Consider the following 26,049-nt stretch of genomic DNA (forward strand, 5'->3'; position numbering starts at 1 on the left):
TGGTTGCGCAGGCGTCTGCGCAGCCGGTCGCCATAGGCACGCTCCACCCCGGTCCGCACCATCCGCGTCGCCCAAAGCAAAAGCGCAACTGCACCGGCCAGATGCAAAAGGACCAAAGAACCGTTCACGGCAAAATCCCTTCGGGTTGGAGGTGAATATCTGTGATTAGGCTAACGCAACAAATGAAGAAAAAATATGTTCCGGCTAATCAATTCTTCAAGAGATATGGGCCTGTTCGCAATTAAAAGCAATCCATTCCCGCAGCGTCATGACGGATATATGACAGTTTTGTGACAATGCGCTCGTTTGACCGCGACATGTGATTAGCGGGGAGGGACATGCCTGCGCGATGGACTGTCGGAACAGGCGCGCCTATATACTCTCTGGAATACACATCCGCTGCCCGCATGACCTGCCCGAACGAACTGAAAGTGAAATCTGTAATGCGTTTTCCGCCATCCTTTCTCGATGAGATCAGAGACCGCGTCCCGATCTCGACGCTGATAGGAACGCGCGCTTCGTTCGACCGCAAGAAAAGCAATCCTCCGAAGGGTGATTTCTGGGCCTGCTGTCCGTTTCACGGCGAGAAGACGCCGAGCTTTCATTGTGAAGATCGCAAGGGCCGTTATCATTGTTTCGGTTGCGGCGTGACTGGCGATCACTTCAAGTTTCTGACGGACCTTGAGGGCTTGAGTTTCCCGGAAGCAGTGGAACGTGTTGCCGATATGGCGGGTGTTCCGATGCCTGCGCGTGATCCGGAAATGGAAAAGCGCGAGGCGCAGCGCGCAACGCTTTATGATGTCATGGAGCTCGCAGCGCAGTTCTTCGAAAACCAGTTGCAAAGCGCCGTCGGCGCCAAGGCGCGCGCCTATCTGCGGGATCGTGGACTTTCGACCGCGACACAGCAGTCGTTTCGCATCGGCTATGCACCGGAATCGCGCAATGCCTTGAAGGAGTTTCTGGCAGGCAAAGGTGTTTCCCGCGAGCAGATCGAAGCATGTGGCCTTGTCGTGCACGGTGAAGGAATTTCCGTTTCCTATGACCGTTTTCGTGATCGTGTCATGTTCCCGATCGAAGATCTGCGCGGGCGGATCATCGCTTTCGGCGGGCGTGCGCTTTCGGCGGACGCTCCGGCCAAATATCTGAACTCCCCGGAAACGGAACTGTTTCACAAGGGGCGGGTGCTCTATAACGGGTTGCGGGCGCGCAAGGCCTGCCAGCCGCAAGGCGGCGAGCCTGCCAAATCGATCATTGCCGTCGAAGGCTATATGGATGTGATTGCACTGGCGCAGGCAGGCATCCATCAGGTGGTGGCCCCGCTTGGCACGGCGCTTACCGAAGAGCAACTCGAACTTCTCTGGCGCATCAGCCCGGAGCCCGTTCTGTGTTTCGACGGCGACGGGGCGGGGCTTCGCGCCGCCTATCGCGCCGTCGATCTGGGACTGCCAGCCTTGCAGCCGGGCAAGTCGCTACGCTTCGCGCTTCTGCCGGAAGGGCAGGACCCGGATGATCTGGTCAAGGCGGAAGGTCCGGCGGCATTTCATGTGGTCTTGCGCGATGCAAAGCCGCTGGTCGATATGGTGTGGACACGGGAAACGACGGGTGGTGTGTTTGATACGCCGGAACGCCGGGCCGAACTTGAAGCGCGCCTGCGTGAAATAACGAGCCGCATCGCGAATGAGGATATCCGGCGCCATTACAGCCAGGATATGCGCGAGCGGGCACAGTCCTTCTTCGGCCAAGGACGTCATCAGGGGCGTCAGGGGTATCAAGGCGGTGGTCAGCGCAATTCGTCTTTCAATAGCAGAAATGAAGGCGGACGTGGGCGCGGCGGGCTGGCTGGCGGCAATGGTCGCCTTGCATTTTCCGACAGTCTTGTCCGCTCGACGCTGGTAAAGGGCGGCAGGCCGGGCGCGGGATCACATGCCCCGTTGCGTGAAACGGCTATCGTGCTGACGCTTCTCAATCATCCGCGTCTGATCGAAGAGGATTTCGAGACGCTGGCTGCGCTCGATCTGGGACATGAAGTCCTCAAGTCGCTGCATCTGGCCATGCTGGATGTGCTGGCCGCCGGACATATGGAAGATGGCATCGCCATGCGGCGTGCATTGGTGAATGCCGGTTATGGCAACCAGATCGAAATGCTGGAACTCGTGGTGAAGGGCGCAAAGCTCTGGACGGCGACAGCGCTGGCGGCTGAAGACGATGCGCGTGAAGCCCTTCGGCAGGCGCTTCACTTGCATCAGCGTGCGCGCACACTACATAAGGAGCTGCGAGCCGTTGAGGCCGCGCTTGAAACAGACGAGACGGGCGAATTGTTCGCACGACTCAGAGATATACAAAATCAGATTTTGAAAGCTGATGCGACTGAAGCTCTGATCGACGGTTTTGGCCTGTCGTCGGGGCGCCCGCCCGGCGGTTTCTGATTCGGTTTTCCGAATCAGCTCTGCGAGAACAGCCGGAAATGCGGGGGTTGCGATCCGGAAAACGTGCTCTATCTGGCCAACGAAGAGGCTGCGACAACAAAATGATTCGCTTTTTAAGCGCGAATCAGGTGAGTCGCTCTTGACGTATGGCGTAAATGACGGAATCACGACAGTTCGAACAAGGAAAAGAACAGAAACCGGTGATATCCGAGGCTGCAGGGCGGCGAGCTGGGGCCGGGCCGGAAAAGTGGCCCGGAAGGCATCGTCTGGTTGACCGCCTGATTTGCCCACAAGAAATCGGAGATGATGAAGCCCGATACCGGTGGCAAGGTTAATCCGCCATTAACAGGAAATCGGCTATTCGCAGAATCAACCGACGGATTGCGACCTCGCAAAACTGTCCGAGAACTCTATATATCTTAGAAGCGACCGGGGTCGCCTGGAGAAGAACATATGGCAACGAAGGTTAAGGAAAACGAAGAAGCTGAAGTCGAGCGCGAAGGTGCCACCGACGGTCCGCTTCTCGACCTTTCTGACGATGCTGTCAAGAAGATGATCAAGCTCGCGAAGAAGCGCGGCTACGTCACCATGGACGAGCTGAACGCTGTGCTGCCTTCCGAGGAAGTGACATCTGAGCAAATCGAAGACACGATGTCGATGCTATCCGATATGGGCATCAATGTCGTTGAAGACGACGAGCAGGACAACGATCGCGAAGAAAACAGCGACGACGACTCGGAAGAAAGCAACGATCTGGTCGAATCCGGCGGCACGGCTGTTGCCACCACGACGACCAAGAAAGAGCCGACCGACCGTACCGACGATCCGGTGCGCATGTATCTGCGCGAAATGGGTTCCGTCGAGCTTCTGTCGCGTGAAGGCGAAATCGCGATCGCCAAGCGCATCGAGGCCGGTCGCGAAACGATGATCGCCGGGCTTTGCGAAAGCCCGCTGACCTTCCAGGCAATCATCATCTGGCGCGACCAGTTGAACGATTCCAATATTCTGCTGCGCGAAATCATCGACCTTGAAACCACCTATGCCGGTCCGGAAGCCAAGCAGGCCCCGGTGATCGAGCGCGTGGAAGAGGAAAAGCCCCGCGATGACAAGCCTCAGCGCCGTTCGCGTGATGACGACGACATTACCAATGTCGGCGGCGACATGCCTGCGGAAGAGGAAGAAGAGGACGAGGACGAAGCCAACCTGTCGCTGGCGGCCATGGAAGCCGAACTGCGTCCGCAGGTCATGGAAACGCTCGACCTCATCGCCGACACCTACAAGAAGCTGCGCAAGCTGCAGGATCAGCAGGTCGAAGGCCGTCTCGCCGCGACGGGTGAACTGTCGTCCAGTCAGGAGCGTCGCTACAAGGAACTCAAGGATCAGCTTATCAAGGCAGTGAAGTCGCTGTCGCTGAACCAGAACCGTATCGAACAGCTCGTCGAACAGCTCTACGACATCAACAAGCGTCTGGTGCAGAACGAAGGCAAGCTGCTGCGTCTGGCCGAATCCTTTGGCGTGCGCCGTGAGGAATTCCTGAAGGAATATCAGGGTCACGAGCTGGACCCGAAGTGGGTAGAGCGCGTTGGTACGCTTTCGGCCCGCGGCTGGAAGGAATTCGCAGCCAAGGAGGAGCGCGCCATCGACCGCCTGCGTTCTGAAATCCAGATGCTGGCGACCGAAACTGCCATTTCCATCGGCGAATTCCGCCGCATCGTCAATCAGGTGCAGAAGGGCGAACGCGAAGCGACCATCGCCAAGAAGGAAATGGTGGAAGCCAACCTTCGTCTCGTTATCTCGATTGCCAAGAAGTACACGAACCGTGGCTTGCAGTTCCTCGATCTCATTCAGGAAGGCAATATCGGCCTGATGAAAGCTGTCGACAAGTTCGAGTATCGCCGCGGTTACAAGTTCTCGACTTATGCGACCTGGTGGATCAGGCAGGCAATCACCCGTTCGATTGCCGATCAGGCGCGCACCATCCGTATTCCGGTGCACATGATCGAAACGATCAACAAGATCGTTCGCACGTCGCGCCAGATGCTGCATGAAATCGGCCGTGAACCGACGCCGGAAGAACTGGCCGAAAAGCTCGCCATGCCGCTCGAAAAAGTGCGCAAGGTGCTGAAGATCGCCAAGGAGCCGATCTCGCTCGAAACGCCGGTTGGCGACGAGGAAGATTCACACTTAGGCGATTTCATCGAGGACAAGAACGCGCTTCTGCCAATCGATGCGGCCATTCAGGCCAATCTGCGCGATACGACGACCCGTGTTCTGGCATCGCTGACGCCGCGTGAGGAACGCGTTCTGCGCATGCGCTTCGGCATCGGCATGAACACCGATCACACGCTGGAAGAAGTCGGTCAGCAGTTCTCGGTTACCCGCGAACGTATCCGCCAGATTGAAGCGAAGGCTCTGCGCAAGCTGAAGCATCCGAGTCGTTCGCGTAAACTGCGTTCGTTCCTCGATAGCTAAGCGGGCCTCGATAGCGAAGCCGAACAAAAACATACGGAAAGGGGAGGCGATATGTCTTTTTTGAAGCGTCTTTTCGGCGGAGGTTCTGCCTCCGAAACACCGGCAGAGCCGAAAGAGGCTGGTCGCCTTGAGCACAAGGACTTTCTGATCATTGCCACGCCTTATAGCGAGGGCGGGCAGTATCAGGTCTGCGGCGTCATTTCCAAGACGATTGGTGGCGAAGCGAAGGAGTATCGTTTCGTTCGTGCCGACCGTTGCCCAGGTATCGAAGATGCCGCCAGCATTGCGCTGAACAAGGGACGGCAGATTGTGGATGAGCAGGGCGAAGCTATTTTCCGCTGAACCACCTGCAAGAAAAATAAAAAGCCGCGCATATATGCGCGGCTTTTTCTGTTTAGAGGTTAATGCGGGTGGCACACCATGGCGACCATTTTGCGCACGACGGGCAGAATGGCGAGGAGGACCGGAAAGGCGACCGCCCAAGAGAGAGCCCATGCCATCATCCAGCTCGATGCGAGATTGGGATGGGTAACGCCAAGGCTCTTGGCGGTCGCAATCAATGAGACGATGAACGTCATCATGATCGATAGAATGAAAGGCATCACAATAGATGCATAGCGTGCTGGCAGCTTTCTGCGGCGTGCGCATTCAAACTGAGACATGTGTATTCCTGAATATTATGCGGGGAAGGCGCAACGAAACATCAATGCGAATTGCCGTTCCCGGCCAGATTGATGCGTTGCCTAACGTAAGACGCTTACGGTCATGATGATGACGCCGGACTATTAACCCGATAAGGACTGGTTTTCAAGTGTTCTTAGAGGGTGTTTCGATCTGATTCAATCAGATCGGCGCTGCAAGATTTTCCTTATAAAGAGTAATCTTATCGATCCTCGTTTCATTCCGGTCGGATTGCATTTCAAATGGCGGCGATTTGTCCATGCCATTCCCGACATAATTCCATTATACGCTGCATCATGAACGACAAACCATTCTGGCGTACCAAGACCTTGAACCAGCTCACCCGCAGCGAGTGGGAGAGCCTGTGTGACGGTTGTGGCCAATGCTGTCTGCATAAATTGCTGGATGACGACACCGACGAGATTTACTGGACGAGCGTAGCCTGCACGCTGCTCAATCCGGATAGCTGCCAGTGCCGTGATTACCCGAACCGGAAGAAGACGGTGCCGGACTGCGTTTTTCTGACACCGGAAATCGTTGATGAGGTGAACTGGCTGCCTGTAACCTGTGCATACCGTCTGGTCGCCGAAGGCTCGGATCTCTACTGGTGGCATCCGCTTGTTTCAGGTTCGCCTGAAACGGTGCACGAGGCTGGCATCTCCGTTCGCGGCAAGGTCACGGCTTTCGATCACGATCTGGAAGATGAGGACGACTATATCGACCATATGGTGATGCCGAGCCACCGATGATGGCTCGCTTGCGTTTTTTAAACATGGCGTAAATTTAATCTGCGCTGCGAATATCGCGGTGCGGTTTTAATCTCACTGTAATATATTGTTTTAATTGAATTTATTTGGATAGTGTTCGGGTATGCGCTTTGTTTTACGGGAAGCTGAACGGCACATGAACGTGAGTTTTTCATTCTGTTCATCTATCGGGCGCTACTTCTTGGGAGTCTCAGGCAAGACCTGAAAACAAATTGAAAGAGGTTCAAAGATGTCTGCTATTTCGCTCAAGTCGTTCGTCGTAACTGCCGCTCTTGGTGTCGCCGCCATCTTCACGACGGCAGCATCGGCCAGCGCCGCATCGCCGGTTGTTGCTCCAGCCATCAGCACGTCGGCAAGCTCTGCCATCGTGAATGTCGACTACAGAGGCTATCACCATGGCCGTCCAGCCTATCGCGGTCGTGCCTGCTCCATTGAAGGCGCCAAGATGAAGGCCAATCGCATGGGCATCCGCAATGCGCGCGTCGTCTATCGCGGCAAGTCAGTTCAGGTTCGCGGCTTCCGTCACGGTCGTCCTGCCGGTGTCGTGTTCGCAAATGTACGTGGCTGCCCGATCATTCGCTAAGAGGCCTGTACACGTATCAAAAGCCCCGGACTGATTGCTCAGGCCGGGGCTTTTCTTTGCCCGACAGACAAAAGAAAAGGGGCGCTGGTGTGCCCCTTCGCAATTCCCAATTGGGTTGCCGCTATTCCTTGATCTCGAAAACGACATTGACCGAAACGTTGTAGCTGTTCTCGCCGGCTGCGACAGGCACGGCATCTTCCGGTGCTCCCGCAGCCATGGTCTTGAACTGGGCGCGGGCGATCGGCATCGGCATGGGTGGACGGCTCTGTTCGTTGATCTCGATGACGCGACCAACGCCTACACCGGCAGCATCGGCAAGGGTCTTTGCCTTGGCGATGGCATCGGCAACGGCGCGTTTGCGCGCTTCATTGATCGTGGCAGACGGGTTGTCGTTGACGAAGCTCAGATCGCCGCCCTGATTGACGCCAAGCGTAACGGATTCATCGAGCACGTTTCCAACCTTGGCCAGATCGCGCACGCGCACCGTCAGGCTGTTTGAAACCGTGTAACCGGTGATGCTTGGCTCTTTCAGGCCATTCTTGTCATCAGGATAGACGTAGCGCGGCTGAATGCTGATGCCGCCGGTCTGCAGATCACGGTCTTCAATGCCGGCTTTCTTCATGGCTTCGAGCACTTTTGCCATGGCTTCGTTGTTGGCGGTCATGGCTTCGCGCGCGGTCTTCGCCTCGCGCAGCACAGAGAGATTGAGGATGGCCATATCGGGCGAGGCAGTCATGGTGCCTTCGCCGGTGACGGCGATACGCGCAGGCTGCTTCGTCATCTGATTCTCCTGTGCCAGAGCTGGCAGCGTTAGCGCGCCTGCGAGCATGATTGCAGAAAATGAGGTTGCAAGAAGAGTGGTAGCGCGGTTGTTCATAAAATCTCCTGTAGAGAAAGTTGAGGCAGCTTTGGCGGAGCTGGTCGTGCCGACAAGGTTGACCGCTTTACCATTGAAATGATTTATTTCTTAAGTTCCCTCTTATGTCTGAAGCCAACGATATCAGATTCGAAATGCGTGCCAATTGCAACTGCCGGTTCAAATCAGAAGCACCGTGGTTCTAGGTTGCATGCATCGCAACTGAATATGTGCGCATTAGGGCAACTGATGCATTTGACAGCTTGTATCCCGGCTTTCTTTAGGGTAGGGCAAGGATGCGTGGGGCCTGTAGCTCAATTGGTTAGAGCCGGCGGCTCATAACCGCTTGGTTGGGGGTTCGAGTCCCTCCGGGCCCACCATTTTCCCCTTCCGTCAGCTTTGTAGCGATGGGCGATATTCCCGTTGGAACCGCGCCTTGTGCGCTGTGCAGGCTATTTCAAGAATCCGGTTTCTGACGTCCTTCTTCATTAGAGCGCGTTTCGATCTGATTGGATCAGATCGGCGCTCTAACTTCTTCTATTTCAAGCATAATCTTATCGATCCTTGTTTCACTCCGTTCGGATTATGCTCCAAGTACAGCCAGCTCGCGCGGTGTTGCCGATAATCGCGTTTGCACAACGCCGCTTGCTTTATCAGGCTGCTGTTTTGATCTTGATCTCAAACTTTCAACAAATTTTAGCAGTTCGTTAAGAAAATAGTAACGCAATGAAACAATTTTTTAAGTGACGTGAACTGGCAACAAAATGGAGGTTTTGGGCGATGAGAAAAAATACAGCCACCGTTGCGCTGGCATTGGCAGGGTTGGTGGCGGGTTCTCTCGCGGCTTCAGCGAAGACGAGTTATTTGGGTGAATTCCGGGATTGGGGTGTTTACCAGAACACCGAGCTTGCGGGTAACAAGTGCTATGCTTTGACTGTACCGATCAATTTTCAGCCGACCGGTGTGCAACATGGCGATAATTTTGTGATTATTTCCAAGGCAGACGGTCAATATAGCCCTCAATTGGTGATGGGATATCAGCTAAAGGCCGACAGTTCGGTCAATGTGATGGTGGATGGCACGCGCTTTCCATTTTTCACCGAGGGCAATCGCGCTTGGGCCGAAAATGTTGGCGATGAGGCCAAGCTGATGCGGGCTATGCGCGCCGGTAAAACGCTCAATGTGCAAGCGACATCGGCACGCGGTACGCAGACCCGCTATACGTTTTCCCTTATGGGACTATCGGCCTCTTTGCAGCGCGTGGATGGTTGTCGTTAGAAATCAAAAAGCCCTGCCATACGGCAGGGCTTTCTCTTGAAGGGTGACTTGTCACGAAAGCCAGGTCTGGCGATTGTACCAATCATCCAGGTCGGAACGTACGCGGTCTTTCTCTATGCCGTAGCGTTCCTGGATTTTGCCTTCCAACTGTTCGCGCTGGCCAGCGATCTGATCGAGATCATCATCGGTGAGTTTACCCCACTGTTCCTTGATCTTACCCTTGGCCTGTTTCCAGTTTCCTTCAACGCGATTCCAGTCCATTGGTCGGTCCTCCGTTCTGGGTTGGTTATGAATAACTAACGCAACGGGGCATGATTGGTTCAGCAAAAATTGCAAAACCTGGTCAGAGACCGAGAAACTTGAAGGGCTCGCTTTCCTTGAAACTGTCATTGACCATGCCATCGAAGGTATTGGTCTGATTGACGCCAAGATCGAGTTTCTTGACCTTGCCTTTCTCCGGTGAAAAATCGATTTCCTTCAGGTCAACCCAGAAGACATTGGGCGTCAGGGCGGATTCGAAGAAATAGAGCTTGCGCTTCTGATCGGCCACTGTCCGCCAGCGTGTCGAAGAAATGTTCGGCTGGTCGGGCGTCGTCAGGCCGTAGGGGACCGAGGTGTTCCGGATGACGCTGAAAACACTGGCAATCGATTCGACAGGGTTTTCGGCTTTCGGGATGGCGTTTACGTAGAAGGAGGCGCGCGCAAAACGGTCGGCAGCGCGGTTGGTGCCCGGCAGCATGACTGTGCCGCCAATCTGGGTCCAGTAAGAGTTGAGCGCTAGCTGCTCGTCATAGGTCGGCGAGTTGGTCATCACCTGATATTGCTTGCCGTGATGGATTACCTGTTTGCCGTTGATATATTCGATAACCGCACTGTCACCGCTGGAATCGGATATCGCCAGATGCAGCGTGGCCAGCCTGTCTTCGCCCGGTACCTTGTCCGTGACGATCGTGAATGGATCGGCACTCAGGTTCTTGACCGCTTCATCGACCGTAGCAAAATTATCGAGCACATACTGCGCCCAGGCCGCGATGCTGAGGCCAGGTGTGGTGCCGTCATATTTGGGATATTCGGATTCGACCAGCCATAGTGCGCCAACGGAAAGCCCTGCTTCGTTCAGCCCATCCGTGGTGGAGATGTCGTAACCAGAAGCGATGACGCTGCCATATTTGGAGGTCCACTGGATCGAGTTCTCACCCGCCTCGCCAGAGCGTTTCATGCCGCGTGGAAAGATCCAGAGGTTGGTCGCGACATCCACTTTCCAGTCCATGGATCGCGCGGTCATCACCTGGTCGTTGGCCCCGTGATACACGAAACGCGTGCAGGCTTCGGCAATCGGCGCGGCAAGCATGCTGCCTGCAACCAGCGCAGTCGTGCAGATGCTGGAAAAAGACCGCTTCAAAATCGGCATGGATCGTCCCCTCTGTGGTGCCCTGTATTCTATCGGGCAGGTCCCGCTTTTCATAGTGAATGGCTGAATGCCCTCGCACCGCGATATAAGGCGAGGATCGTTACTGGGAAGATGGGCGAACGGGTGTTAACGCTCGCCCATATATCCGCGCTGCTTCCATCGCTGCAGTGGCATTATGTCCGGCGGTCCGCCACCTGCCTCATACCAGGAATCAACGGCCCATTTCTGGCCCTGACTGTCCTCGATAACCGCCGTCCAGTGTGGGTAGCGGCCGTCGAAGAAAGCGCCGCGAGAAGTGCGTCGTGCGACGGTGTGCTGCTTCAGCCAGCCACGCGACTGCAGATAACGCAGGAAGTTATCGGTATTGGTCGATTCATCGATGCAATCCATCTGACCCTTGATGCGGGCCTTGCCGAACTGCATTCGCGGCTTGTCGCGAACGCCGATAGCTACGGTGCTGCGCTGTTCGAAGATTGCGACGGCCGTCCGCAACGCTTTTCGTTCGCCATCTGCGCTGCGGCTGCCGCCCTGCAGTAGATTCCGGATGCGCTGCTCATCCTTCGCGGTGAGTGTAACCTTGGTCCGGTAATGGCACTCATAGCCGTGACAGACGCTGAAGGTCCGTGCCGAAGCCTGCCCAACCGGGAACACCAAGCCCATGAGAACCCCAGCACCCAGCAGTTTTATCAAATCGCTACTCCGCGTTCGATTGAACGGATTTCCCTGCAATTTCAGCAGGATAAAATAGACCGAATCTCCTTACATCTTAGCCATGCTTGTGGGTGGTGAAAAGCAGGGAGGGTTCAAGACGTTCCAGCCCCTGATAAGGATTGGCGTGGATTGCGAGAATCCAGAGGCAGAAAGAGGCCGTCAACGAATAGATGACGAGCGCCTTTACACCAGCTCGCACGCGGTCGGCATGGGTTGCTGCGATGGTTATCGCTGTCAGAAATGTCAACGAAAGCACGAGATACCATTTGTAATAATCGATTGAGGTCGACCCGACAGCCAGACGGGTATTGCGTGCGTCCTGGAGTTCATCGAAATCATTGATAAGCTGTGAGATAACCGGAGATGGTACATCGCCGCGCGCCAGATTGATAATCTCGCGCCTTATGTTCTGCAGGGCGGTTTCGACGGAAACCGCCGGCTCGATATTGATCTTGTCACGCCATTCGTCGTCGATGACGGCAAGACGATAGCCGGTCAGGGCGGAGGTGAGGTTCGGTGCGTTCAATATCTCTGTACTGGACGTTCCAATCAGACGGGAAATGGCGGAGCGCTCTTCGCTGGTAGCCTGGTCTGCACGGGAATTGACGCTCCAGATATCTGCTGCGACAAAACCCAGCGATAAAGCCCAGGCCGTTGCAATAGTACTGATGAAGGCCCCGATTGGAATGGATAGAGCGTCGCTGGTTGCATGTTTGGAAAGCATGTCGAGCGCGAAACGTCCAACCATATAGAACACAATGCCCAGTACAACGAAAGCCACAAAAGAAAGATAAATCGGCAGCTCGAAGATATAAGTCATTCATCCCCCACTTAAAGCATTTCCTTTTTTTAATCGAAACATTGGAAATGCTCTATCTTTTTGTCCTTAAGCTCACCTTGCTCCGAAAACCGCTTCACACTTTTCGGGATACGCTCAGGTGCACCTATCCGATTCAATAACATCGAAACGCACTCGAATATCCGGCTTCCTGGTCGCATTGTTATTGGAAATCGTTGAATTGTACTTAGAACATTTCCAGCAAAAAAGAGAAGCGGTTTTGCGTCGGATAATGCGTGAAAACAACGAGATAGAGCGAATCTGTCCTGTGGTCGATAGGTGCCGCAGTTTTGCTGCTATCCTTGAAATTGCCCTGGGGCTTTGTTCCGTACACGTGAACCGGAAGCAGTAAAGGTGGGGCTGAATAGCAAAAGACCCGCCGGTTTAGCGGCGGGTCGAACGACCGGAATTGATTCCGTCGTGAATTAGAGCGCATCCCGAAAAATGTGAAACGCCTACGCAGGGAAATCAGTCCACTGGACTGATTTCTGATCCTGCTTCAATCAGATCGAAACGCGATCTAGAATGTAACAGAGAAACCGATGACCGGCCCATGCTGGGTCACGTCATACTTGAACTTATCAACCGTATCGTTGTCTTTGTAATCCTGATAAAGCGCCCGATAACCGACGCGGAATGTCGTTGGCACATCAAAAACAAGCGTGCGGTAACCGAGATAGATCTGGCCGTTGGCGCTGAGCTTGGTTCCAGCGCCGAAACCACCGATGTCCGCTTCAGCGAAAATGTTCCAACGGTCGTTGATATCGTAGAAGACGCGCGTACCCACGAAAGGATCAGTCCACTCAACCTTGCGCGATCCGCTGAAGCGGCCAACTTCGAGTCCGGCCTCCAGCTTCGTCCAGCGAACGCCGATGGTGGGCTCGATTGCAAAAACACGCTGGTTTCCGAAAAGCGTCGTTCCCTCGAGCTGCTGTTCATAGATGCGATAGTAAGCGCCACCTGCCAGGGTCGTGGCCTTGATGTCGAGAGCAAGCTCGTTGTCGCGGAGGTTTTCATCCTGGCTGGTTTTCACATACTGCCCGTCGATGAAAAAGCCTACCGTACCGTTACCGATATCGACATTGCCCATGAAGCTCATATCGAGATTATCGAAAATCTCGCTGAAGGGGACGTTCACATCAGTGCTGCGACCCAGCAGACCGGCGCTGCCATTCAGCGATGCGCCCCAGACATAAGGGCTGAAGATCACACGCCATCGCTGCTGATCCTGAATTTCTGGTTGTGGCGTAACGGCGTCCGCGGCGACTGATGCCATTGAAGTAGTTAATAAAAAAGAAGTTACTAATATAATAAAACTAGTATATTTTCTCAGTAAATTCCCGTTATGGTTACGCGATTTTTCGTCTTTCACCGAAAAAACCCCCCTGGTTTCTGTATTAGCAATTTCGATAATAAATCAGATGCAGATCTTTATCCATATATATGTTAATCATTACGGAAAATAAACTGAAAATTGATACTTATATTAAGGTTTGTTCTGTTGACTTTGATGAAGTGCAGTCATTTATTCGAAAAGGGAGAGCGCCTCTCTGTTCGTCAGGGTAAGGCAAGGGTTGTTAGTTTGGACATTTTTGAAATGACAAATCGTGGAGTAACGAGGTCATCATGAAAACGAAACATTCTATCCGGAAATCATATCGCCAGATTCTTGCGCGCGGCGTTGCTACGGTTCTTATCGGCGTTGGTCTGGTTGTTCCGCAGGCGGCGTTTGCTTGTACGAGCTTTGTTCTCCCCACAACGGATGATGGCTATGTTTATGCACGCACGATGGAATTCGCGTTCGAGCTGAAATCCGACCTCATCGTCGTTCCGCGCAAGTTTGAAATCACATCGACTGCAGCGGACGGCAAGCCCGGCATGAAGTGGAAAGGCCAGTATGCGGCTGTCGGCATGAATGCTTTTGGCGTACCGGCGCTTACCGACGGTATGAACGAAAAGGGGCTTGCAGGTGGAATTCTCTATTTCCCGGATTTCGCGCAGTATCAGGACCCGGCCACGGCCGATCCGGCGAAGAGTCTTGCACCTTGGGATGTTCTGAGCTGGGCGCTGACCAATTTTGCAACAGTCGCCGAAGTCAAGGCCGCGCTCGATACGATTTCTGTCATCGACGTGAAACAGGAAAATATGGGTATCGCCCCACCGTTCCATTACACGTTGCATGATGCCACGGGTGCTTCGATCGTCATTGAGCCGGTCGATGGCAAGCTCAAGGTTTATGATAATCCGCTTGGTGTCATGACCAATTCACCGAATTTCGACTGGCATCTGACGAACCTGCGCAATTACGTCAATCTGTCACCAGAAAACGCCAAGCCGCTCGTTATAAACAATGCGACCATCAAGCCGCTGGGGCAGGGCTCCGGTCTGCTTGGTATGCCGGGTGATTCAACGCCGCCATCGCGGTTTGTGCGCGCAAGCGCCTATGTATTGTCGGCTGCGGAACTTCCCAGCGGTCCGGAAAGCGTACGTCTGGCTGAACATATCATCAACAACTTCGATATTCCGAAAGGTCTCGTTCGGGATGAAAAAGCGCCGCTGGAATATACCCAGTGGACCTCGATTGCCGATATGAAAAACGACGTTTATTACATCAAGACCTACGACAATCAGGTCCTGCGCAGCATATCCCTCAAGGATATGGACTTAGATGCCAAGGATCTCGTGACGGTCAAGATGGCCCCTCTGCCGGTCGCACCGGCATTGATCGAGAAGAAGTAACGTAGTTCTGCGAAATCAAGGGCGGCGGTCAGCCGCCCTTTTTCGTTTCAGGGTACATCATCGGAGGCAGTCGGGCCGCCTTCGTTCTCCAGATTGGCAATGCGCCGGGTTTCCGAACGATTGAATTTCAGGCGCACCCCAGCACCGCCGCCATTTTCCGGAATGAATAGTGCCCCGGCTTTTTCCAGCGTGTCGGCCAATGCCTGTATTTGTTCGCCAGATGGCGTGCCGAGCTTGCGTTCAAACTGTTCGATGGTCGCTGCATCGATCCCGGATAATTGGGCCAGACGATCGCGAGAGAACTCCACAAGGGCCCTGGCAGCACGGCATTGAGGTCCGGTTATCATCGTTTATTTCTCCCCTTGCGGTCATGAGATGTTGAAAGTGTAGCGCGCCTGCACCTCACCTAAAGCCGCTTCGTGGTTGTAGGTGCCGTTGCCGGAAAGGCTCTAATGATGGTCGGAGTTGCCGCCCTTTTTTCCTGCGCCGTTGATAATCGTTTCGAGCAGCCAGGGCTTATGGTCGATTATTTCGGAGAGCTCATGCAGGCCTATTTGCGAACCGGCTTCCTTGAGTAGCGCGTCGGCGACGGAGGCCGATCCATTCTTGCCTTCCTGTGCCATGCGATGCGCACGCCGGATCAGAAGTTCCGGCTGTGAAAAACTGCTCTCGGCAAGTCTTTTCTCTATTCGACGCTGTAACTCTTCCGGAGCAATCATTTGTTGAATTTCCTCATTTCTGAAGCAGGCGCAATCAACGGCGATGTGCGGCCCTCATTATGAATTTATGTTGAGATAAAGTTTTTGCCACGTGACAATTCGTACAAATCAGGCGTTTCGGAAGATTTTACTGGATGGACGGGTGCATGTGATCGCAGGTCTGTCCTACTTTAGTATGACGGGATAGTAACGAAATATTTCAGCACATCAAATCCGCAAAGTCGCCAATTTATTGCCATGCTTTCTCTTGTTTGCATCTGGCAAGCTACTTACATAGCCGTTACGCCTTGGCGGGAAGAGCAATGGTCAGGTAGAGCGCGTAACGGGAAGCGGGTTTCGCTTCGCGGGTAATATGCGCTGTCGTGGCTGATGTCTGTCCGTTTGATAAACAATAATAATTCGATGGTTTGCAATGGCCACTCTTCGTTACTTTATCTGGCCCATGGTTTTTACCGTATTGGGTCTCGCAGGTGCCGTTTGGCTCGGTTACGAAATGACCGGTACTTTTGGAGGAATGGTCTCCGTCTTCATCATCTGCGCCGTTCTGAGCGTTCTGGAAATCTCGCTTTCCTTTGATAACGCGATCGTCAATGCCCGCATCCTGCGCGACATGACGCCGGAATGGCAGCATCGCTTCCTGACCTGGGGCATTATCATTGCCGTTTTCGGTATGCGCATCATCTTTCCGCTAGCCATCGTGGCGGTTGCCATGTGGACCGATCCGATCTCGGCGCTGAAGCTTGCGATCTGGCAGCCGGATGAATATGCCCGCGTGATCTCGGATTCGCATACAGGCATTGCAGCCTTTGGCGGTACATTCCTGCTGATGGTCGGCATGAAGTACTTCTTCGATGTCGAGAAGGACGTGCACTGGATCAAGGCCATCGAAAGCCGCATGTCGAAGTTTGCTTCGGTTCAAGGTGTCGAGATTGGTGTTGCAATCGCCCTGATCATCTTCTTCTCCTACCAGCTTGATGCTGAACATTCGCACACCTTCCTGATCGCAGCCTTGTTCGGTCTTCTGACCTTCCTCGCTGTCGAAGGACTGGGCGAGGTTCTGGACGCGACGCAGGAGCAGATGGATATGGTCCATCGCGGTGGTCTAGGTGCTTTCATCTATCTTGAAGTGCTCGACGCCAGTTTCTCCTTTGATGGCGTGATCGGCGCGTTTGCCCTGACCACGAACCTGTTCATCATCGCCATTGGTCTTGGTATTGGCGCATTCTATGTGCGTTCGCTGACCATCATGCTTGTGGAGCGCAAGACGCTTGGCCAGTACCGCTATCTCGAACATGGCGCTTTTTATGCGATCCTCGTCCTGGCGGTCATCATGTATGTCCAGACGCTGGTGCATATTCCGGAAGTCATCACCGGCCTTATTGGAGCGGCTTTGATCGGCCTCTCGTTCATGTCTTCGCTGCGCTATAACCGGCTTAATCCGAACTGGCAGGAAGAAGCAGAAGAGGTCACAGAGCATTAATTGCCTTGCGTTACAGAACCAAAGGGCAGCTTCGGGCTGCCCTTTTTGTTGGCCTTGACCGAATCACGGGAGTTGAAGACCATTACCGAATGCGAGTGAGATCGCTTTCATGCTGCAGATTGCTTTCAGGGGGACATGACAGGCGCACTGCGGCCAATTCGGGGAGAGACGTTCCATGATCGTTACACGGTTGAGCAAAACCGCCTTCGTGGCGGCGATTGCCTTTTTCGCAACGCTGGTTTCGTTCGGTAACATTACCGATTACGACACCAATTTCGGGTTTGTGCAGCACGTCCTGATGATGGACACCATTTTTCCCGATGCCACGATCAAATATCGCGCTATCGATAATCCGATGCTGCACAATGCCGCCTATATTCTTATCATCGCGGCGGAGACGTTGACGGCAATTCTGTGCTGGATCGGAACATTCGCCATGCTCGGTCGGCTGACCGAACGGGCAGCGAGTTTCAACCGCTCCAAGAAATGGGCCATTGCCGGTTTGTCGCTCGGTTTCCTGGTCTGGCAGGTCGGCTTCATGTCGGTTGGCGGGGAATGGTTCGGCATGTGGATGTCGCAAACCTGGAACGGGATCGAATCCGCGTTCCGGTTCTTCATCACAATCATCGCCGTGCTGATCTTCGTCGTTATGCCGGATGGCGAGTTAGAGTAGATGCGATGTTGAGGCAGGCTCGTCGATCAATTCGACGCCAGCCTGCTTCATCTTTTGTAGCATGATGTCCATTGAGCCGTTGAGGTCGATGCCACGGCATGCATCCAGACGGACGCGCACCTGAAAGCCTTCCGCCACGGCGTCGAGCGCCGAATAAGCGACGCAGAAGTCAGTGGCCAGACCCACCAGCGTGAGCGAGCCGATGCTGCGTTCGCGTAAGTATCCGCCAAGACCAGTCGGTGTGCTGTGGTCGTTTTCGAAGAATGCCGAATAGCTGTCTATGCCGATGCGAAAGCCTTTTCGAAGGACGAGCTGTGCCCGCGTCCATTGCAGGTCAGCGTGAAAATCCGCGCCATGACTGCCTTGCACGCAATGGTCGGGCCAGAGCGTCTGCAGGCCATAGGCCATTTCGATTGTATCGAAAGGTTTGGCGTGGGCATGGGTCGAGGCGAAGCTTGAATGATTGGTCGGGTGCCAGTCCTGCGTAAGGATGACGTGCTCGCTTTCGTCGATCAGCCGGTTGACGGTGGGAATGATTTCGTTTCCGCGATCAACCGCCAGCGCGCCGCCGGGGCAGAAATCATTCTGGACGTCGACAACCACAAGTGCGTGACCGATCATAGGGTGCTCCCGCTTCGCTTCATCTGTAACCGGACTATAGCCAGACTGGTTTCGCGAGACCAGTAATAAGCCGCGTTCTGGTATAACATGGACAAGGGTGCTACGGACGATTCCAATCAGGAACCAGACAGGAAACCATCATGACAGACGTAATCGTCCGCGACAGCAATGGCACTCAGTTGAATGACGGCGATTCCGTCACGCTCATCAAGGACCTGAAGGTCAAGGGAACATCTACGACATTGAAGCGTGGGACGCTGGTCAAGGGCATTCGCCTCACCGGAAATCCGGACGAAGTCGATTGCAGCACCAAGCAGGTCAAGGGACTGGTGCTGCGGACCGAATTTCTGAAAAAGGCCTAGGTTTTAGGCGTCAATCTCCACGCGTCCGCGTGGGCGGCTGCAGCAGGCGAGGATATAGCCCTCGGCGATTTCATCGTCGCGAATGCCGCCATTGTGGTTCATTTCGGTTTCGCCGCCGAGGCACTTCACCTTGCAGGTGCCACAGATTCCGAACTCGCAGGCGCTCGGAATCTTGAGACCTCCATTGCGGGCTGCAAGCAGAATCGTGTCGTTTTCCGTGCATTCAACTTCCACGCCGGAGAGGCTAAAGACAACGCTGGCCGCGGCAATAGCCGGGGCGACGGGTGCTGCCGCAGTGCTCGCCGGTTCGGAGAGCGACGAAGGCACTGGAACCGACGAAATCTCGCTGGCCGGGTTGAAGCTCTCCTGATGGTAGTTGGCCATGTTGAAGCCAGCGTCTTCCAGCAGGCCGCGTACACCGTTCATGAACGGTTCCGGTCCACAGCAGAACACCTTGCGATGCAGGAAATCGGGCGCCAGCAGTTCAAGCCGGGCGCGGTCGATGCGCCCATGCAGGCCCGGCCAGACATGGCGCGCGGATGACTGCTCGACAATGAAGGCCAGATGCATTGCTTCCATGCGACCGGCAAGCAGTTCCAGTTCACGGCGGAAAATGATGTCGTCTGGCGTGCGCGCGCAATTGATGAAGGCGACATCGGTTGCCGGTGCGCAATCGAAAAGCCAGCGTGTCATGGAGACCATCGGCGTGATGCCGGACCCGGCAGAGACGAAGAGATATTTTTCGCCCGGATGGTTGGCGAGCGAGAAGTCGCCGTTTGGCCCGTAAGCCTTGATCTTCATCGGCGGACGCAGATTGTCGAGCATCCAGCGTGTGCCGATGCTGTCTTTCTGCGCCTTGACCGTGACGGAGACGTGGTAGGGACGGGAAGGGGTCGAGGAAAGCGTATAGGTCCGAAGCACCGGGCCAAGACCATCGGCCCGTTCTATTGGCAGTTCAAGAGTGACGAACTGGCCCGGCGTATAGCGGAACCAGTTGTCCTCGGTGGTCTTGAAGGAGAAGGTCATCACGTCTGGCGCTTCTTCGATGGCCGAGATGCATTCCAGCATCTGCAACCTGTCGTTCCACGGCAGCATCTCGTCCAGATATTTCAGAGGCTGCATGGCCTTCTCACTTCTCAATTCGCATTACACTATCAGGCGACGCGGCTGAGCTTTGCCGCTTCGCCACGCAGACGCGGTGTAATGGTGTTGGTGTACCATTCCAGGAACTGCATTACGCCGCCTTCATGTTCAACCGAATACGGGCCGGGCTGATAGGCGGGCGACCGAATGCCGACCGCGTTTTCTTCGACGATCTGCCTGTCCTGATCGTTGGTCTGGATCCAGACATGGGTCAGTTCATCGAGGTCGTAATCCACGCCCTCCACGGCATCCTTGTGGACGAGCCATTTGGTGGTGACAAGCGTTTCCTCGGCACTGATCGGCAGAACACGGAAGGAGATCGCGTGATCCTTCATCAGGTGGTTCCAGGTTGATGGATAGTTGAACAGCAGCATGGCGCCGATATTCGTGTTGCCAGCCACCTGATCGCTCAAAGGTTTCTTGACCGCTGCCTTACCCGACATGGTGTAGCTCACAGCATCGCGCAGAAGTGGAATGCGGGTGATGCGATAACGACCATCTTCCGACATAGTGAATTCCGCGGGCAGGCCGGCGCTGGCGCAATTCTTCCAGAGCTGGTTGATCTCGGGGTCTTCCATCACGCCTTGCACGCCGGTTGCCGAAGGAGCTTCCGGATAGGTGCGGCAGAGCTCTGGATGGTTCGCGGCGCAGTGATAGCACTCGCGGTTGTTTTCCCAGACGAGCTTCCAGTTGCCCTTCTCGATGATCGAGCTTTCGAAAGCGACCTTTGCGTCCTTGATATTGTGCGGCGCGAGATAGGGCTCAACCAGATTGCGGAAAGCTGTGAAATCAGGCGCTTCATCGGCGACGCAGACATAGATATAGCCCGCGACCGTTTCGCAATGAACCGGCTTCAGGCCATATTCGGCAGGCTTGAAGTCAGGGCCGACCTGACGCGCGAAGAGCAGGCGTCCGTCCAGTTCATAGGTCCACTGGTGATAAGGGCAGACGAGCTTCGCAGCGGTTCCCTTTTCAGCGGCGCAAATGCGCGAGCCGCGATGACGGCAGGAATTATGGAAAGCACGAATGCCCCCCTGCGCATCGCGAACGATGACGACGGGATAGGCACCGATCTGCACGGTCATATAGGAACCGGTCTTCGGCAATTCGCAATCGTGACCGACAAACAGCCAGTCCTTGTAGAAAATGTTCTCCAAATCCAGCTTATGATATTCTGGATCGGTATAGAATTTCTGCTCCAGGCTGAAATTGGGGTCGCGCCCGGTCAACAGCCCCAGCATTTCGTTGCGAACGTCCATAGAATCGAACCCTTGCTTTCCATCTTGGATCGGCCCTCTGCTGTTCTCCCAGCGACTATGGCTCGATCCGATGTTCCCTTTGTCTTCCGGAAGCACGGCTTGTCCCGTTATCTCAATGGCTTGCTCACATCTCCCGAGGTCTGTGAACTAGCTTCCGTTATCGCGATTCAATCACTGAACTATTCTAAACGCGCATTGGGATGCGACATGGTTTTCGCGTAAAGACGACACGTCAAAATGTCGCTTTTGCGGCGTGATCATATCGTAGCAAATATGTGTTACATATGCCTTCGGAGCGTTTCCGGGATTGCAAATTGGTTTAAAAGCCAGTTACCACGTCAACCACATCCCAATCTGTTTCATTCCATGGGAGGCTCGGTGGCCATGAAACGTTCTGAAATCAACGAAATCATCCGCGAAAGCGACGCTTTCATCCGTTCGTTCGGCTACGTCATGCCGCCTTTCGCATATTGGTCTCCCGAGCAATTGAAGGTGCGGACCTCTTCGGATGCGCACGCTATTCGCGACGGGCGCCTTGGCTGGGATATCACCGATTACGGGCAGGGCAAATTTGCCGATCTCGGCCTGTTTCTCTTCACCACGCGCAACGGCAATGCCGAGGACCTCAAGCGCGGCGGTGGCATGCTTTATGCCGAAAAGATCATGATCTCGCGCAAGAACCAGCTTTCTCCGATGCATCGCCATGTGGTGAAAGCCGAGGACATCATCAATCGTGGTGGTGGCACGCTGGTGCTGGAACTGTTCAACTCACTGCCGGATGGCAGTGTGGATGAGGAAACCGACGTGACGGTTGCCACCGACGGACGCCTTGTGACGCAGAAGGCTGGTGCTCACCTGAAGCTGCAGCCGGGCGAAAGCGTGACGCTGCTGCCGGGCAACTGGCATGCTTTCTGGGGCGAGGGCGGCGATGTGCTGATTGGCGAGGTTTCGACTGTCAACGACGACCTGACCGACAATATTTTCCGCGAGCCGATCGGCCGCTTTTCGAATATCGAAGAGAACGAGAAGCCGCTGCATCTTCTGGTATCCGACTACGACAAATGGCTGTGAGCCTACCGATATTTCTGCTCTGGCCGCCTGCAAATGGCGTTGTTTTGTGCTTCCGGTGCTTATGTAACTTTAAGTGCATTGTGCTTCGGTTCTCCAAAGCTACCATTTTCGGCGAACTGGAGGCGGAATTTCGACGGGCTCTCACGAAGGCAAACTGAAGGACTGAACATATGAAGCTGGCGATGATCGGAACGGGCTATGTAGGGCTGGTTTCGGGTGTGTGTTTTGCCGAATTCGGCTTTCACGTCACCTGCGTCGACAAGAACCCGTCGATCATCGAACGGCTGGAGGCCGGGAAAGTCACCATCTTCGAGCCGGGGCTCGATGAACTGATGACCCGCAATATTCGCGATGGCCGGCTGGAGTTCAGTACCGATCTTCCGGCAAGTGTCGCGGACGCTGATGTCATCTTCATCGCGGTCGGCACGCCGTCCCGTCGCGGCGATGGTGAGGCGGACTTGCAATATATCGAAGCGGCTGCGGATGAAATCGCCGCCGCCATGAAGCCCGGCGCTGTGGTCGTCATCAAATCGACTGTCGTGGTCGGCACCAATGCGCGCATACGCGACCGCATCAAGGCTGCCAATCCGGGTGTCTCGTTCTCGATGGTGTCCAATCCGGAATTCCTGCGGGAAGGTTCGGCAATCGAGGATTTCATGCGACCCGACCGTGTGGTTGTCGGGGTGGAAGACGAACGCGGCAGAACCGCAATGCAGCGCCTCTATCGTCCGCTCTACCTGCGTGAAACGCCGATGGTCGTCACGTCGCTGGAAAATGCCGAGATCATCAAATATGCGGCCAATGCCTTTCTGGCCATGAAGGTGACTTTCATCAACGAGGTTGCCGACCTTTGTGAGAAGACTGGCGGCAATGTGCAGGAAGTGGCTCGCGCAATCGGCATGGATAACCGCATAGGCTCGAAATTCCTGCATGCCGGCCCGGGCTTCGGCGGGTCGTGCTTTCCGAAGGACACACGGGCCTTCGCTGCGACCGGTAAAAAATATGATGCGCCGCAATCGTTGATCGAGCAGGTCATTGCGGTCAATGAGGCACGCAAGCAGTCCATGGCCGAACGGATCGTGACTGCTGCCAAGGAAAACGGTGCGGATAAGGTGGCTGTTCTGGGCGTCGCCTTCAAGCCGAACACCGATGATATTCGCGAGTCCCCCGCGCTCGACATTATCACGGCCATTCAGAAAGCCGGGATCAAGGTTCAGGCGCATGACCCTGAGGCCATGGACGCCGCCAGGGCGGTGCTGCCCAATGTTGTCTGGTGCAATTCTGCTTATGAAGCGGCGACGGGTGCAGGCGTTGTTGCCCTGCTGACCGAATGGAACGCTTATCGTGCGCTTGATCTGAAACGGATGGCCAATGTCATGGCCGGAAATGTGCTGATCGATCTGCGCAATGTCTACAAGGCAGAAGACATTGCAGGCACCGGGCTTGATTATCGTTCCGTCGGCCGGACGCTTCGGGCCTGACCAGGGGATTTTCAGCAAAAGTGGAAACAGGTTTTGCGTCCGGAAATGCGCTCTAATCATTTGTTTTTACGCGCATCTTTTCCGAAAACCGTTTCACACTTTTCGGGATGTGCTCTAGAAACGACCGGGGAGTTTACTCCCCGACTGTCAGACGCTTCTTCTCATTGGCGATGAGCCAGAGATTGCGAATATAGACGACGAGGCCAAGCCCTTGCCCGGCGATGAAGACCGGGTCCTTGCGCTGGATCGCATAGATCAGCAGCAAGGCGCCGCCGAAGAGCGAGAAGAACCAGAAGGCGACCGGCATGACGCTGCGCTTCGCCTTTTCGGAGGCGAGCCATTGCACAACGAAGCGCATGGTGAAGCAGGCTTGGGCGATGAATCCCAGCACGATCCAGCCGTCCCACTGCGCCACGAAGACCTCGTGCAACCACTGCGACAGGCTGTTGAAAATATCAGTCATGGGTGATCTCTCTCACACGCGGAACGACCTTGCGGCGCTTCCGCAGCCACCAGACGCCATAAAGGTCGAGAATGCCGCGCATTCCACGGTCCAGAATACCGTAATTGGACTTGCCGTGGCGGCGCTCGCGATCGATGACATCGACATGCACGACATCGAAGCCCTCGCGGATTGCCAAAGCGGGCAGATAGCGATGCCACCCATCAAAGAAAGGCAGTTGCCGGAAGAGGTCTGTGCGCAGCGCTTTCAGGCCGCAGCCGGAATCGCGTGTCTTGTCTTTCAGGATTGCGCCGCGCAGGTTGTTGGCAAAACGAGACGAAAGCTGCTTGAGTTTCGTATCCGTGCGCTTGAGGCGCTGTCCGGCGGCAATGCCGTAATCAGGCCCGGCCTTTATCAGTGCATCCGCCAGAACGGGAAGGTAGGCGGGATTGTTCTGTCCGTCGCCATCCATCGTCACGACGATCGGGCCGCGCGCTGCGAAAACACCGGAACGTACTGCGGCGCTCTGGCCTGACGACCGGTCATGGCGCAGATGGCGGAGTGGCTTGCCCGCATGGATGCGGCCAGCAAGTACATCGCTGGTCGAGTCCGTCGAACCGTCGTCGACGACGATGACTTCGTATGCGCGGCCCTGCATGGCGGCATCGACTTCATCCAGCAGGAATGCGAGATTGTCGGCTTCGTTGCGGCAGGGGATAACCACAGAAATCGTCGGTGTGTCCAAGCGGAGTGTTCCTTTATTCCTCGCGCTATCTGCTTAAGCTCGGCTTTCCTGCCCGGAAACCCGATAACGCGCAAGGCGCGCTCCATAGCATTGATTGGATGGCAAAGCCAAGACGGTTCAAGTAATCGTGAGTTCTGGCCCGGATAATAGCTCGATTGATCGGTTGACTGCCGTTTTTTAGCCGGACATCGCCGGATACGGAAGAGCTTCCGCCAGCCAATCCAGAAAATTCTGCGTCACCTGATCCCGGTTGATCTCGTTGAGGCTCTCGTGGCGGGTGCCGGGCAGGATCGTGCACCCGACGTGCTCGAAACCCATTTTCCGCATTCTGTCCGCCAGCCTGCGCACGGCGGCACCGTTCGCCGTTGCGGGGTCTTCCGCACCGCCAACCAGGTTGAATGGCATGTTTCGCGGGACTTTCGAGAAGTTCCGGTCGTCAGCGCCACGGCGGATCATGCGGAAAATATCGATCCACAACGCCACGCTGGCATCGAAACCGCAAAGCGGATCGGCGACATATGCATCGACTTCCGCCGGGTCGTGCGAGAGCCAGTCGAACAACGTGTGGTGGCCTTGTATGGACCGGCCCCAGGCACGGAAGGTCATTTTCGGCAGAATTGTGCTGGGGACATCCGAGCCTTTCAGCATGCGTTCCATATAAAGAAGTGCCAGTGCCGCAGCACTTTCTACTCCCCCATCGAAATTCGCATTCCAGATTGCCGTCGCGTCGACCGTAGCGGCGTAGTCCAGAACATAGTTCAGCGCGATCAATCCCCCCATGGAATGGCCGAAAAGGACGACCGGCAAGCCCGGGTGGCTCTCGTGAATATGGCGGTTGAGTGTCCTTACATCCTCGATAGCCATAACATGGCCCAGCTTTTGTGCGAACATTCCCTTCGGTGTATGAGGACCGATGTTGTTCCCGTGTCCCCGGTGGTCGTGGATATAGACGTGGTAGCCCGACGCGACCAATGCCGAGGCAAAGCGTTCGTAACGTGCGGAATGTTCGGCGAGGCCGTGACATATCTGGACGACAGCTCGCGGACTGTTGGCGTAGACGACGCGGAACGGGAGTTCTGATTTGTCTGAAGCCGGTAGATGATGAATGGTTTTGAATGTCATTTCGTCATCTGATTTTATGCCGTGCAAATAGTCAATCTCCCGCGATGTGGCGTCGTTAAAACAGGCACTGGAGTTCGGGATGAATGAAATTTAGGCAATTGCGTTTTTTGTGCAGATTCTGCTTGAAAAGCGTAAAAGCTTAAGCAAATCTAGCTTTGAAAACGGGGGT

General features: G+C 55.0%; 27 protein-coding genes and 1 tRNA gene. 13 read left to right on the forward strand and 15 right to left on the reverse strand.

Annotation, left to right across the window (positions count from 1 at the left end):
- The first annotated feature begins 443 nt into the window (after nt 1-443).
- The 3 genes from dnaG to ACYSN1_RS17115 all read left to right on the forward strand — a co-directional run bounded on the left by dnaG (nt 444) and on the right by ACYSN1_RS17115 (nt 5,240).
- The gene (gene dnaG / locus ACYSN1_RS17105) at nt 444-2,426 is read left to right on the forward strand and encodes a DNA primase (RefSeq protein ID WP_461726978.1); all 1,983 of its coding nucleotides are present in this window, start codon (nt 444-446) and stop codon (nt 2,424-2,426) included.
- Nucleotides 2,427-2,879: 453 nt separating this feature from the next.
- Nucleotides 2,880-4,898 carry an RNA polymerase sigma factor RpoD gene (rpoD, locus tag ACYSN1_RS17110; protein ID WP_461726797.1) on the forward strand — a complete coding sequence of 673 codons (2,019 nt, stop codon included), beginning with the start codon at nt 2,880-2,882 and terminating at the stop codon, nt 4,896-4,898.
- A gap of 51 nt (nt 4,899-4,949) precedes the next feature.
- Complete coding sequence (locus ACYSN1_RS17115; RefSeq protein WP_140022471.1) at nt 4,950-5,240, forward strand: HlyU family transcriptional regulator; 291 nt, start codon at nt 4,950-4,952, stop codon at nt 5,238-5,240.
- A 59-nt stretch (nt 5,241-5,299) separates the two neighbouring features.
- Here ACYSN1_RS17115 and ACYSN1_RS17120 read toward each other — a convergent pair whose 3' ends face one another.
- Entirely contained in the window at nt 5,300-5,560 is a 261-nt protein-coding gene (locus ACYSN1_RS17120) for a DUF2798 domain-containing protein (protein WP_461726798.1), read from the reverse strand.
- A 315-nt stretch (nt 5,561-5,875) separates the two neighbouring features.
- Between ACYSN1_RS17120 and ACYSN1_RS17125 the strand changes: the two genes are divergently transcribed.
- Complete coding sequence (locus tag ACYSN1_RS17125; protein WP_140022473.1) at nt 5,876-6,328, forward strand: YcgN family cysteine cluster protein; 453 nt, start codon at nt 5,876-5,878, stop codon at nt 6,326-6,328.
- A 247-nt stretch (nt 6,329-6,575) separates the two neighbouring features.
- On the forward strand, nt 6,576-6,929 hold the full coding sequence (locus tag ACYSN1_RS17130; RefSeq protein WP_140022474.1) for an antifreeze protein: 354 nt from the start codon (nt 6,576-6,578) through the stop codon (nt 6,927-6,929).
- A gap of 121 nt (nt 6,930-7,050) precedes the next feature.
- On the opposite strand, the gene ACYSN1_RS17135 is transcribed toward ACYSN1_RS17130, so the two are convergent.
- Complete coding sequence (locus tag ACYSN1_RS17135) at nt 7,051-7,806, reverse strand: SIMPL domain-containing protein (protein ID WP_140022475.1); 756 nt, start codon at nt 7,804-7,806, stop codon at nt 7,051-7,053.
- A 282-nt stretch (nt 7,807-8,088) separates the two neighbouring features.
- Here ACYSN1_RS17135 and ACYSN1_RS17140 point away from each other — a divergent pair.
- A tRNA-Ile gene (locus ACYSN1_RS17140) sits at nt 8,089-8,165 on the forward strand.
- Nucleotides 8,166-8,565: 400 nt separating this feature from the next.
- Nucleotides 8,566-9,063 (forward strand): invasion associated locus B family protein, encoded by a 498-nt coding sequence (locus tag ACYSN1_RS17145; RefSeq protein WP_461726799.1) that lies wholly within the window; start codon nt 8,566-8,568, stop codon nt 9,061-9,063.
- A 51-nt stretch (nt 9,064-9,114) separates the two neighbouring features.
- Here ACYSN1_RS17145 and ACYSN1_RS17150 read toward each other — a convergent pair whose 3' ends face one another.
- The 5 genes from ACYSN1_RS17150 to ACYSN1_RS17170 form a co-directional block, all read right to left on the reverse strand.
- Entirely contained in the window at nt 9,115-9,324 is a 210-nt protein-coding gene (locus tag ACYSN1_RS17150) for a CsbD family protein (RefSeq protein WP_461726800.1), read from the reverse strand.
- Nucleotides 9,325-9,406: 82 nt separating this feature from the next.
- Complete coding sequence (locus ACYSN1_RS17155) at nt 9,407-10,474, reverse strand: linear amide C-N hydrolase (protein ID WP_461726801.1); 1,068 nt, start codon at nt 10,472-10,474, stop codon at nt 9,407-9,409.
- Nucleotides 10,475-10,600: 126 nt separating this feature from the next.
- Complete coding sequence (locus ACYSN1_RS17160; RefSeq protein WP_461726979.1) at nt 10,601-11,161, reverse strand: hypothetical protein; 561 nt, start codon at nt 11,159-11,161, stop codon at nt 10,601-10,603.
- Between the two features lie 79 nt (nt 11,162-11,240).
- Nucleotides 11,241-12,005 carry a bestrophin-like domain gene (locus ACYSN1_RS17165; protein ID WP_461726802.1) on the reverse strand — a complete coding sequence of 255 codons (765 nt, stop codon included), beginning with the start codon at nt 12,003-12,005 and terminating at the stop codon, nt 11,241-11,243.
- Nucleotides 12,006-12,543: 538 nt separating this feature from the next.
- The gene (locus tag ACYSN1_RS17170; RefSeq protein WP_461726803.1) at nt 12,544-13,299 is read right to left on the reverse strand and encodes a porin family protein; all 756 of its coding nucleotides are present in this window, start codon (nt 13,297-13,299) and stop codon (nt 12,544-12,546) included.
- A gap of 350 nt (nt 13,300-13,649) precedes the next feature.
- Here ACYSN1_RS17170 and ACYSN1_RS17175 point away from each other — a divergent pair, with 350 nt between their 5' ends.
- Entirely contained in the window at nt 13,650-14,762 is a 1,113-nt protein-coding gene (locus ACYSN1_RS17175) for a linear amide C-N hydrolase (protein WP_461726804.1), read from the forward strand.
- Between the two features lie 47 nt (nt 14,763-14,809).
- On the opposite strand, the gene ACYSN1_RS17180 is transcribed toward ACYSN1_RS17175, so the two are convergent.
- Entirely contained in the window at nt 14,810-15,109 is a 300-nt protein-coding gene (locus ACYSN1_RS17180; protein WP_461726805.1) for a helix-turn-helix domain-containing protein, read from the reverse strand.
- A 102-nt stretch (nt 15,110-15,211) separates the two neighbouring features.
- Nucleotides 15,212-15,481 carry a hypothetical protein gene (locus ACYSN1_RS17185; RefSeq protein ID WP_140022511.1) on the reverse strand — a complete coding sequence of 90 codons (270 nt, stop codon included), beginning with the start codon at nt 15,479-15,481 and terminating at the stop codon, nt 15,212-15,214.
- A 412-nt stretch (nt 15,482-15,893) separates the two neighbouring features.
- On the opposite strand from ACYSN1_RS17185, the gene ACYSN1_RS17190 reads away from it, so the two are divergent.
- Nucleotides 15,894-16,961 carry a DUF475 domain-containing protein gene (locus ACYSN1_RS17190; protein ID WP_461726806.1) on the forward strand — a complete coding sequence of 356 codons (1,068 nt, stop codon included), beginning with the start codon at nt 15,894-15,896 and terminating at the stop codon, nt 16,959-16,961.
- 175 nt (nt 16,962-17,136) lie between these two features.
- Nucleotides 17,137-17,634 carry a DUF2165 family protein gene (locus ACYSN1_RS17195; protein WP_461726807.1) on the forward strand — a complete coding sequence of 166 codons (498 nt, stop codon included), beginning with the start codon at nt 17,137-17,139 and terminating at the stop codon, nt 17,632-17,634.
- Here ACYSN1_RS17195 and pncA read toward each other — a convergent pair.
- Nucleotides 17,626-18,255 (reverse strand): bifunctional nicotinamidase/pyrazinamidase, encoded by a 630-nt coding sequence (pncA, locus tag ACYSN1_RS17200; RefSeq protein ID WP_461726808.1) that lies wholly within the window; start codon nt 18,253-18,255, stop codon nt 17,626-17,628. The two genes, ACYSN1_RS17195 and pncA, sit on opposite strands and share 9 nt — an antisense overlap.
- 140 nt (nt 18,256-18,395) lie before the next feature.
- Between pncA and ACYSN1_RS17205 the strand changes: the two genes are divergently transcribed.
- Nucleotides 18,396-18,617, forward strand: coding sequence for an alkylphosphonate utilization protein (locus ACYSN1_RS17205; RefSeq protein ID WP_010659694.1), 222 nt, complete (start codon nt 18,396-18,398; stop codon nt 18,615-18,617).
- A gap of 3 nt (nt 18,618-18,620) precedes the next feature.
- On the opposite strand, the gene ACYSN1_RS17210 is transcribed toward ACYSN1_RS17205, so the two are convergent.
- Together ACYSN1_RS17210 and ACYSN1_RS17215 are read right to left on the reverse strand one after the other, a co-directional pair.
- Nucleotides 18,621-19,739, reverse strand: coding sequence for an FAD-binding oxidoreductase (locus tag ACYSN1_RS17210; RefSeq protein ID WP_461726809.1), 1,119 nt, complete (start codon nt 19,737-19,739; stop codon nt 18,621-18,623).
- Nucleotides 19,740-19,771: 32 nt separating this feature from the next.
- Entirely contained in the window at nt 19,772-21,019 is a 1,248-nt protein-coding gene (locus ACYSN1_RS17215) for an aromatic ring-hydroxylating oxygenase subunit alpha (protein WP_461726810.1), read from the reverse strand.
- 384 nt (nt 21,020-21,403) lie between these two features.
- Between ACYSN1_RS17215 and ACYSN1_RS17220 the strand changes: the two genes are divergently transcribed.
- Entirely contained in the window at nt 21,404-22,090 is a 687-nt protein-coding gene (locus tag ACYSN1_RS17220) for a D-lyxose/D-mannose family sugar isomerase (RefSeq protein ID WP_461726811.1), read from the forward strand.
- Nucleotides 22,091-22,260: 170 nt separating this feature from the next.
- Nucleotides 22,261-23,571, forward strand: a complete 1,311-nt coding sequence (locus tag ACYSN1_RS17225; RefSeq protein WP_461726812.1) for a UDP-glucose dehydrogenase family protein — start codon at nt 22,261-22,263, stop codon at nt 23,569-23,571.
- Between the two features lie 133 nt (nt 23,572-23,704).
- Here the strand turns inward: ACYSN1_RS17225 and ACYSN1_RS17230 are convergent, their stop codons facing one another.
- From ACYSN1_RS17230 to ACYSN1_RS17240, 3 genes are all read right to left on the reverse strand, one after another.
- Nucleotides 23,705-24,034 (reverse strand): lipid-A-disaccharide synthase N-terminal domain-containing protein, encoded by a 330-nt coding sequence (locus ACYSN1_RS17230; protein ID WP_461726813.1) that lies wholly within the window; start codon nt 24,032-24,034, stop codon nt 23,705-23,707.
- Nucleotides 24,027-24,758: a glycosyltransferase family 2 protein gene (locus ACYSN1_RS17235; RefSeq protein ID WP_461726814.1), complete on the reverse strand. Its 732-nt coding sequence runs from the start codon at nt 24,756-24,758 to the stop codon at nt 24,027-24,029. Before ACYSN1_RS17235 ends, ACYSN1_RS17230 begins: the two co-directional genes overlap by 8 nt.
- Nucleotides 24,759-24,935: 177 nt before the next feature.
- Nucleotides 24,936-25,880: an alpha/beta fold hydrolase gene (locus ACYSN1_RS17240; protein ID WP_461726815.1), complete on the reverse strand. Its 945-nt coding sequence runs from the start codon at nt 25,878-25,880 to the stop codon at nt 24,936-24,938.
- Between the last annotated feature and the right edge of the window lie 169 nt (nt 25,881-26,049).

This window comes from Brucella sp. LJL56, from assembly GCF_054871705.1.

Excerpts from the sequence above, each read along its gene's own strand:
- ACYSN1_RS17175 (WP_461726804.1), top strand. The coding sequence starts at position 13,650 with ATGAAAACGAAACATTCTATCCGGAAATCATATCGCCAGATTCTTGCG.
- ACYSN1_RS17195 (WP_461726807.1), top strand. The coding sequence starts at position 17,137 with ATGATCGTTACACGGTTGAGCAAAACCGCCTTCGTGGCGGCGATTGCC.
- ACYSN1_RS17150 (WP_461726800.1), bottom strand. The coding sequence starts at position 9,324 with ATGGACTGGAATCGCGTTGAAGGAAACTGGAAACAGGCCAAGGGTAAG.
- ACYSN1_RS17155 (WP_461726801.1), bottom strand. The coding sequence starts at position 10,474 with ATGCCGATTTTGAAGCGGTCTTTTTCCAGCATCTGCACGACTGCGCTG.
- ACYSN1_RS17120 (WP_461726798.1), bottom strand. The coding sequence starts at position 5,560 with ATGTCTCAGTTTGAATGCGCACGCCGCAGAAAGCTGCCAGCACGCTAT.
- rpoD (WP_461726797.1), top strand. The coding sequence starts at position 2,880 with ATGGCAACGAAGGTTAAGGAAAACGAAGAAGCTGAAGTCGAGCGCGAA.
- ACYSN1_RS17215 (WP_461726810.1), bottom strand. The coding sequence starts at position 21,019 with ATGGACGTTCGCAACGAAATGCTGGGGCTGTTGACCGGGCGCGACCCC.
- dnaG (WP_461726978.1), top strand. The coding sequence starts at position 444 with ATGCGTTTTCCGCCATCCTTTCTCGATGAGATCAGAGACCGCGTCCCG.
- ACYSN1_RS17230 (WP_461726813.1), bottom strand. The coding sequence starts at position 24,034 with ATGACTGATATTTTCAACAGCCTGTCGCAGTGGTTGCACGAGGTCTTC.
- pncA (WP_461726808.1), bottom strand. The coding sequence starts at position 18,255 with ATGATCGGTCACGCACTTGTGGTTGTCGACGTCCAGAATGATTTCTGC.
- ACYSN1_RS17145 (WP_461726799.1), top strand. The coding sequence starts at position 8,566 with ATGAGAAAAAATACAGCCACCGTTGCGCTGGCATTGGCAGGGTTGGTG.
- ACYSN1_RS17220 (WP_461726811.1), top strand. The coding sequence starts at position 21,404 with ATGAAACGTTCTGAAATCAACGAAATCATCCGCGAAAGCGACGCTTTC.
- ACYSN1_RS17115 (WP_140022471.1), top strand. The coding sequence starts at position 4,950 with ATGTCTTTTTTGAAGCGTCTTTTCGGCGGAGGTTCTGCCTCCGAAACA.
- ACYSN1_RS17240 (WP_461726815.1), bottom strand. The coding sequence starts at position 25,880 with ATGACATTCAAAACCATTCATCATCTACCGGCTTCAGACAAATCAGAA.
- ACYSN1_RS17225 (WP_461726812.1), top strand. The coding sequence starts at position 22,261 with ATGAAGCTGGCGATGATCGGAACGGGCTATGTAGGGCTGGTTTCGGGT.
- ACYSN1_RS17130 (WP_140022474.1), top strand. The coding sequence starts at position 6,576 with ATGTCTGCTATTTCGCTCAAGTCGTTCGTCGTAACTGCCGCTCTTGGT.
- ACYSN1_RS17180 (WP_461726805.1), bottom strand. The coding sequence starts at position 15,109 with ATGATAACCGGACCTCAATGCCGTGCTGCCAGGGCCCTTGTGGAGTTC.
- ACYSN1_RS17185 (WP_140022511.1), bottom strand. The coding sequence starts at position 15,481 with ATGATTGCTCCGGAAGAGTTACAGCGTCGAATAGAGAAAAGACTTGCC.
- ACYSN1_RS17190 (WP_461726806.1), top strand. The coding sequence starts at position 15,894 with ATGGCCACTCTTCGTTACTTTATCTGGCCCATGGTTTTTACCGTATTG.
- ACYSN1_RS17125 (WP_140022473.1), top strand. The coding sequence starts at position 5,876 with ATGAACGACAAACCATTCTGGCGTACCAAGACCTTGAACCAGCTCACC.
- ACYSN1_RS17135 (WP_140022475.1), bottom strand. The coding sequence starts at position 7,806 with ATGAACAACCGCGCTACCACTCTTCTTGCAACCTCATTTTCTGCAATC.
- ACYSN1_RS17205 (WP_010659694.1), top strand. The coding sequence starts at position 18,396 with ATGACAGACGTAATCGTCCGCGACAGCAATGGCACTCAGTTGAATGAC.
- ACYSN1_RS17165 (WP_461726802.1), bottom strand. The coding sequence starts at position 12,005 with ATGACTTATATCTTCGAGCTGCCGATTTATCTTTCTTTTGTGGCTTTC.
- ACYSN1_RS17170 (WP_461726803.1), bottom strand. The coding sequence starts at position 13,299 with ATGGCATCAGTCGCCGCGGACGCCGTTACGCCACAACCAGAAATTCAG.
- ACYSN1_RS17210 (WP_461726809.1), bottom strand. The coding sequence starts at position 19,739 with ATGCAGCCTCTGAAATATCTGGACGAGATGCTGCCGTGGAACGACAGG.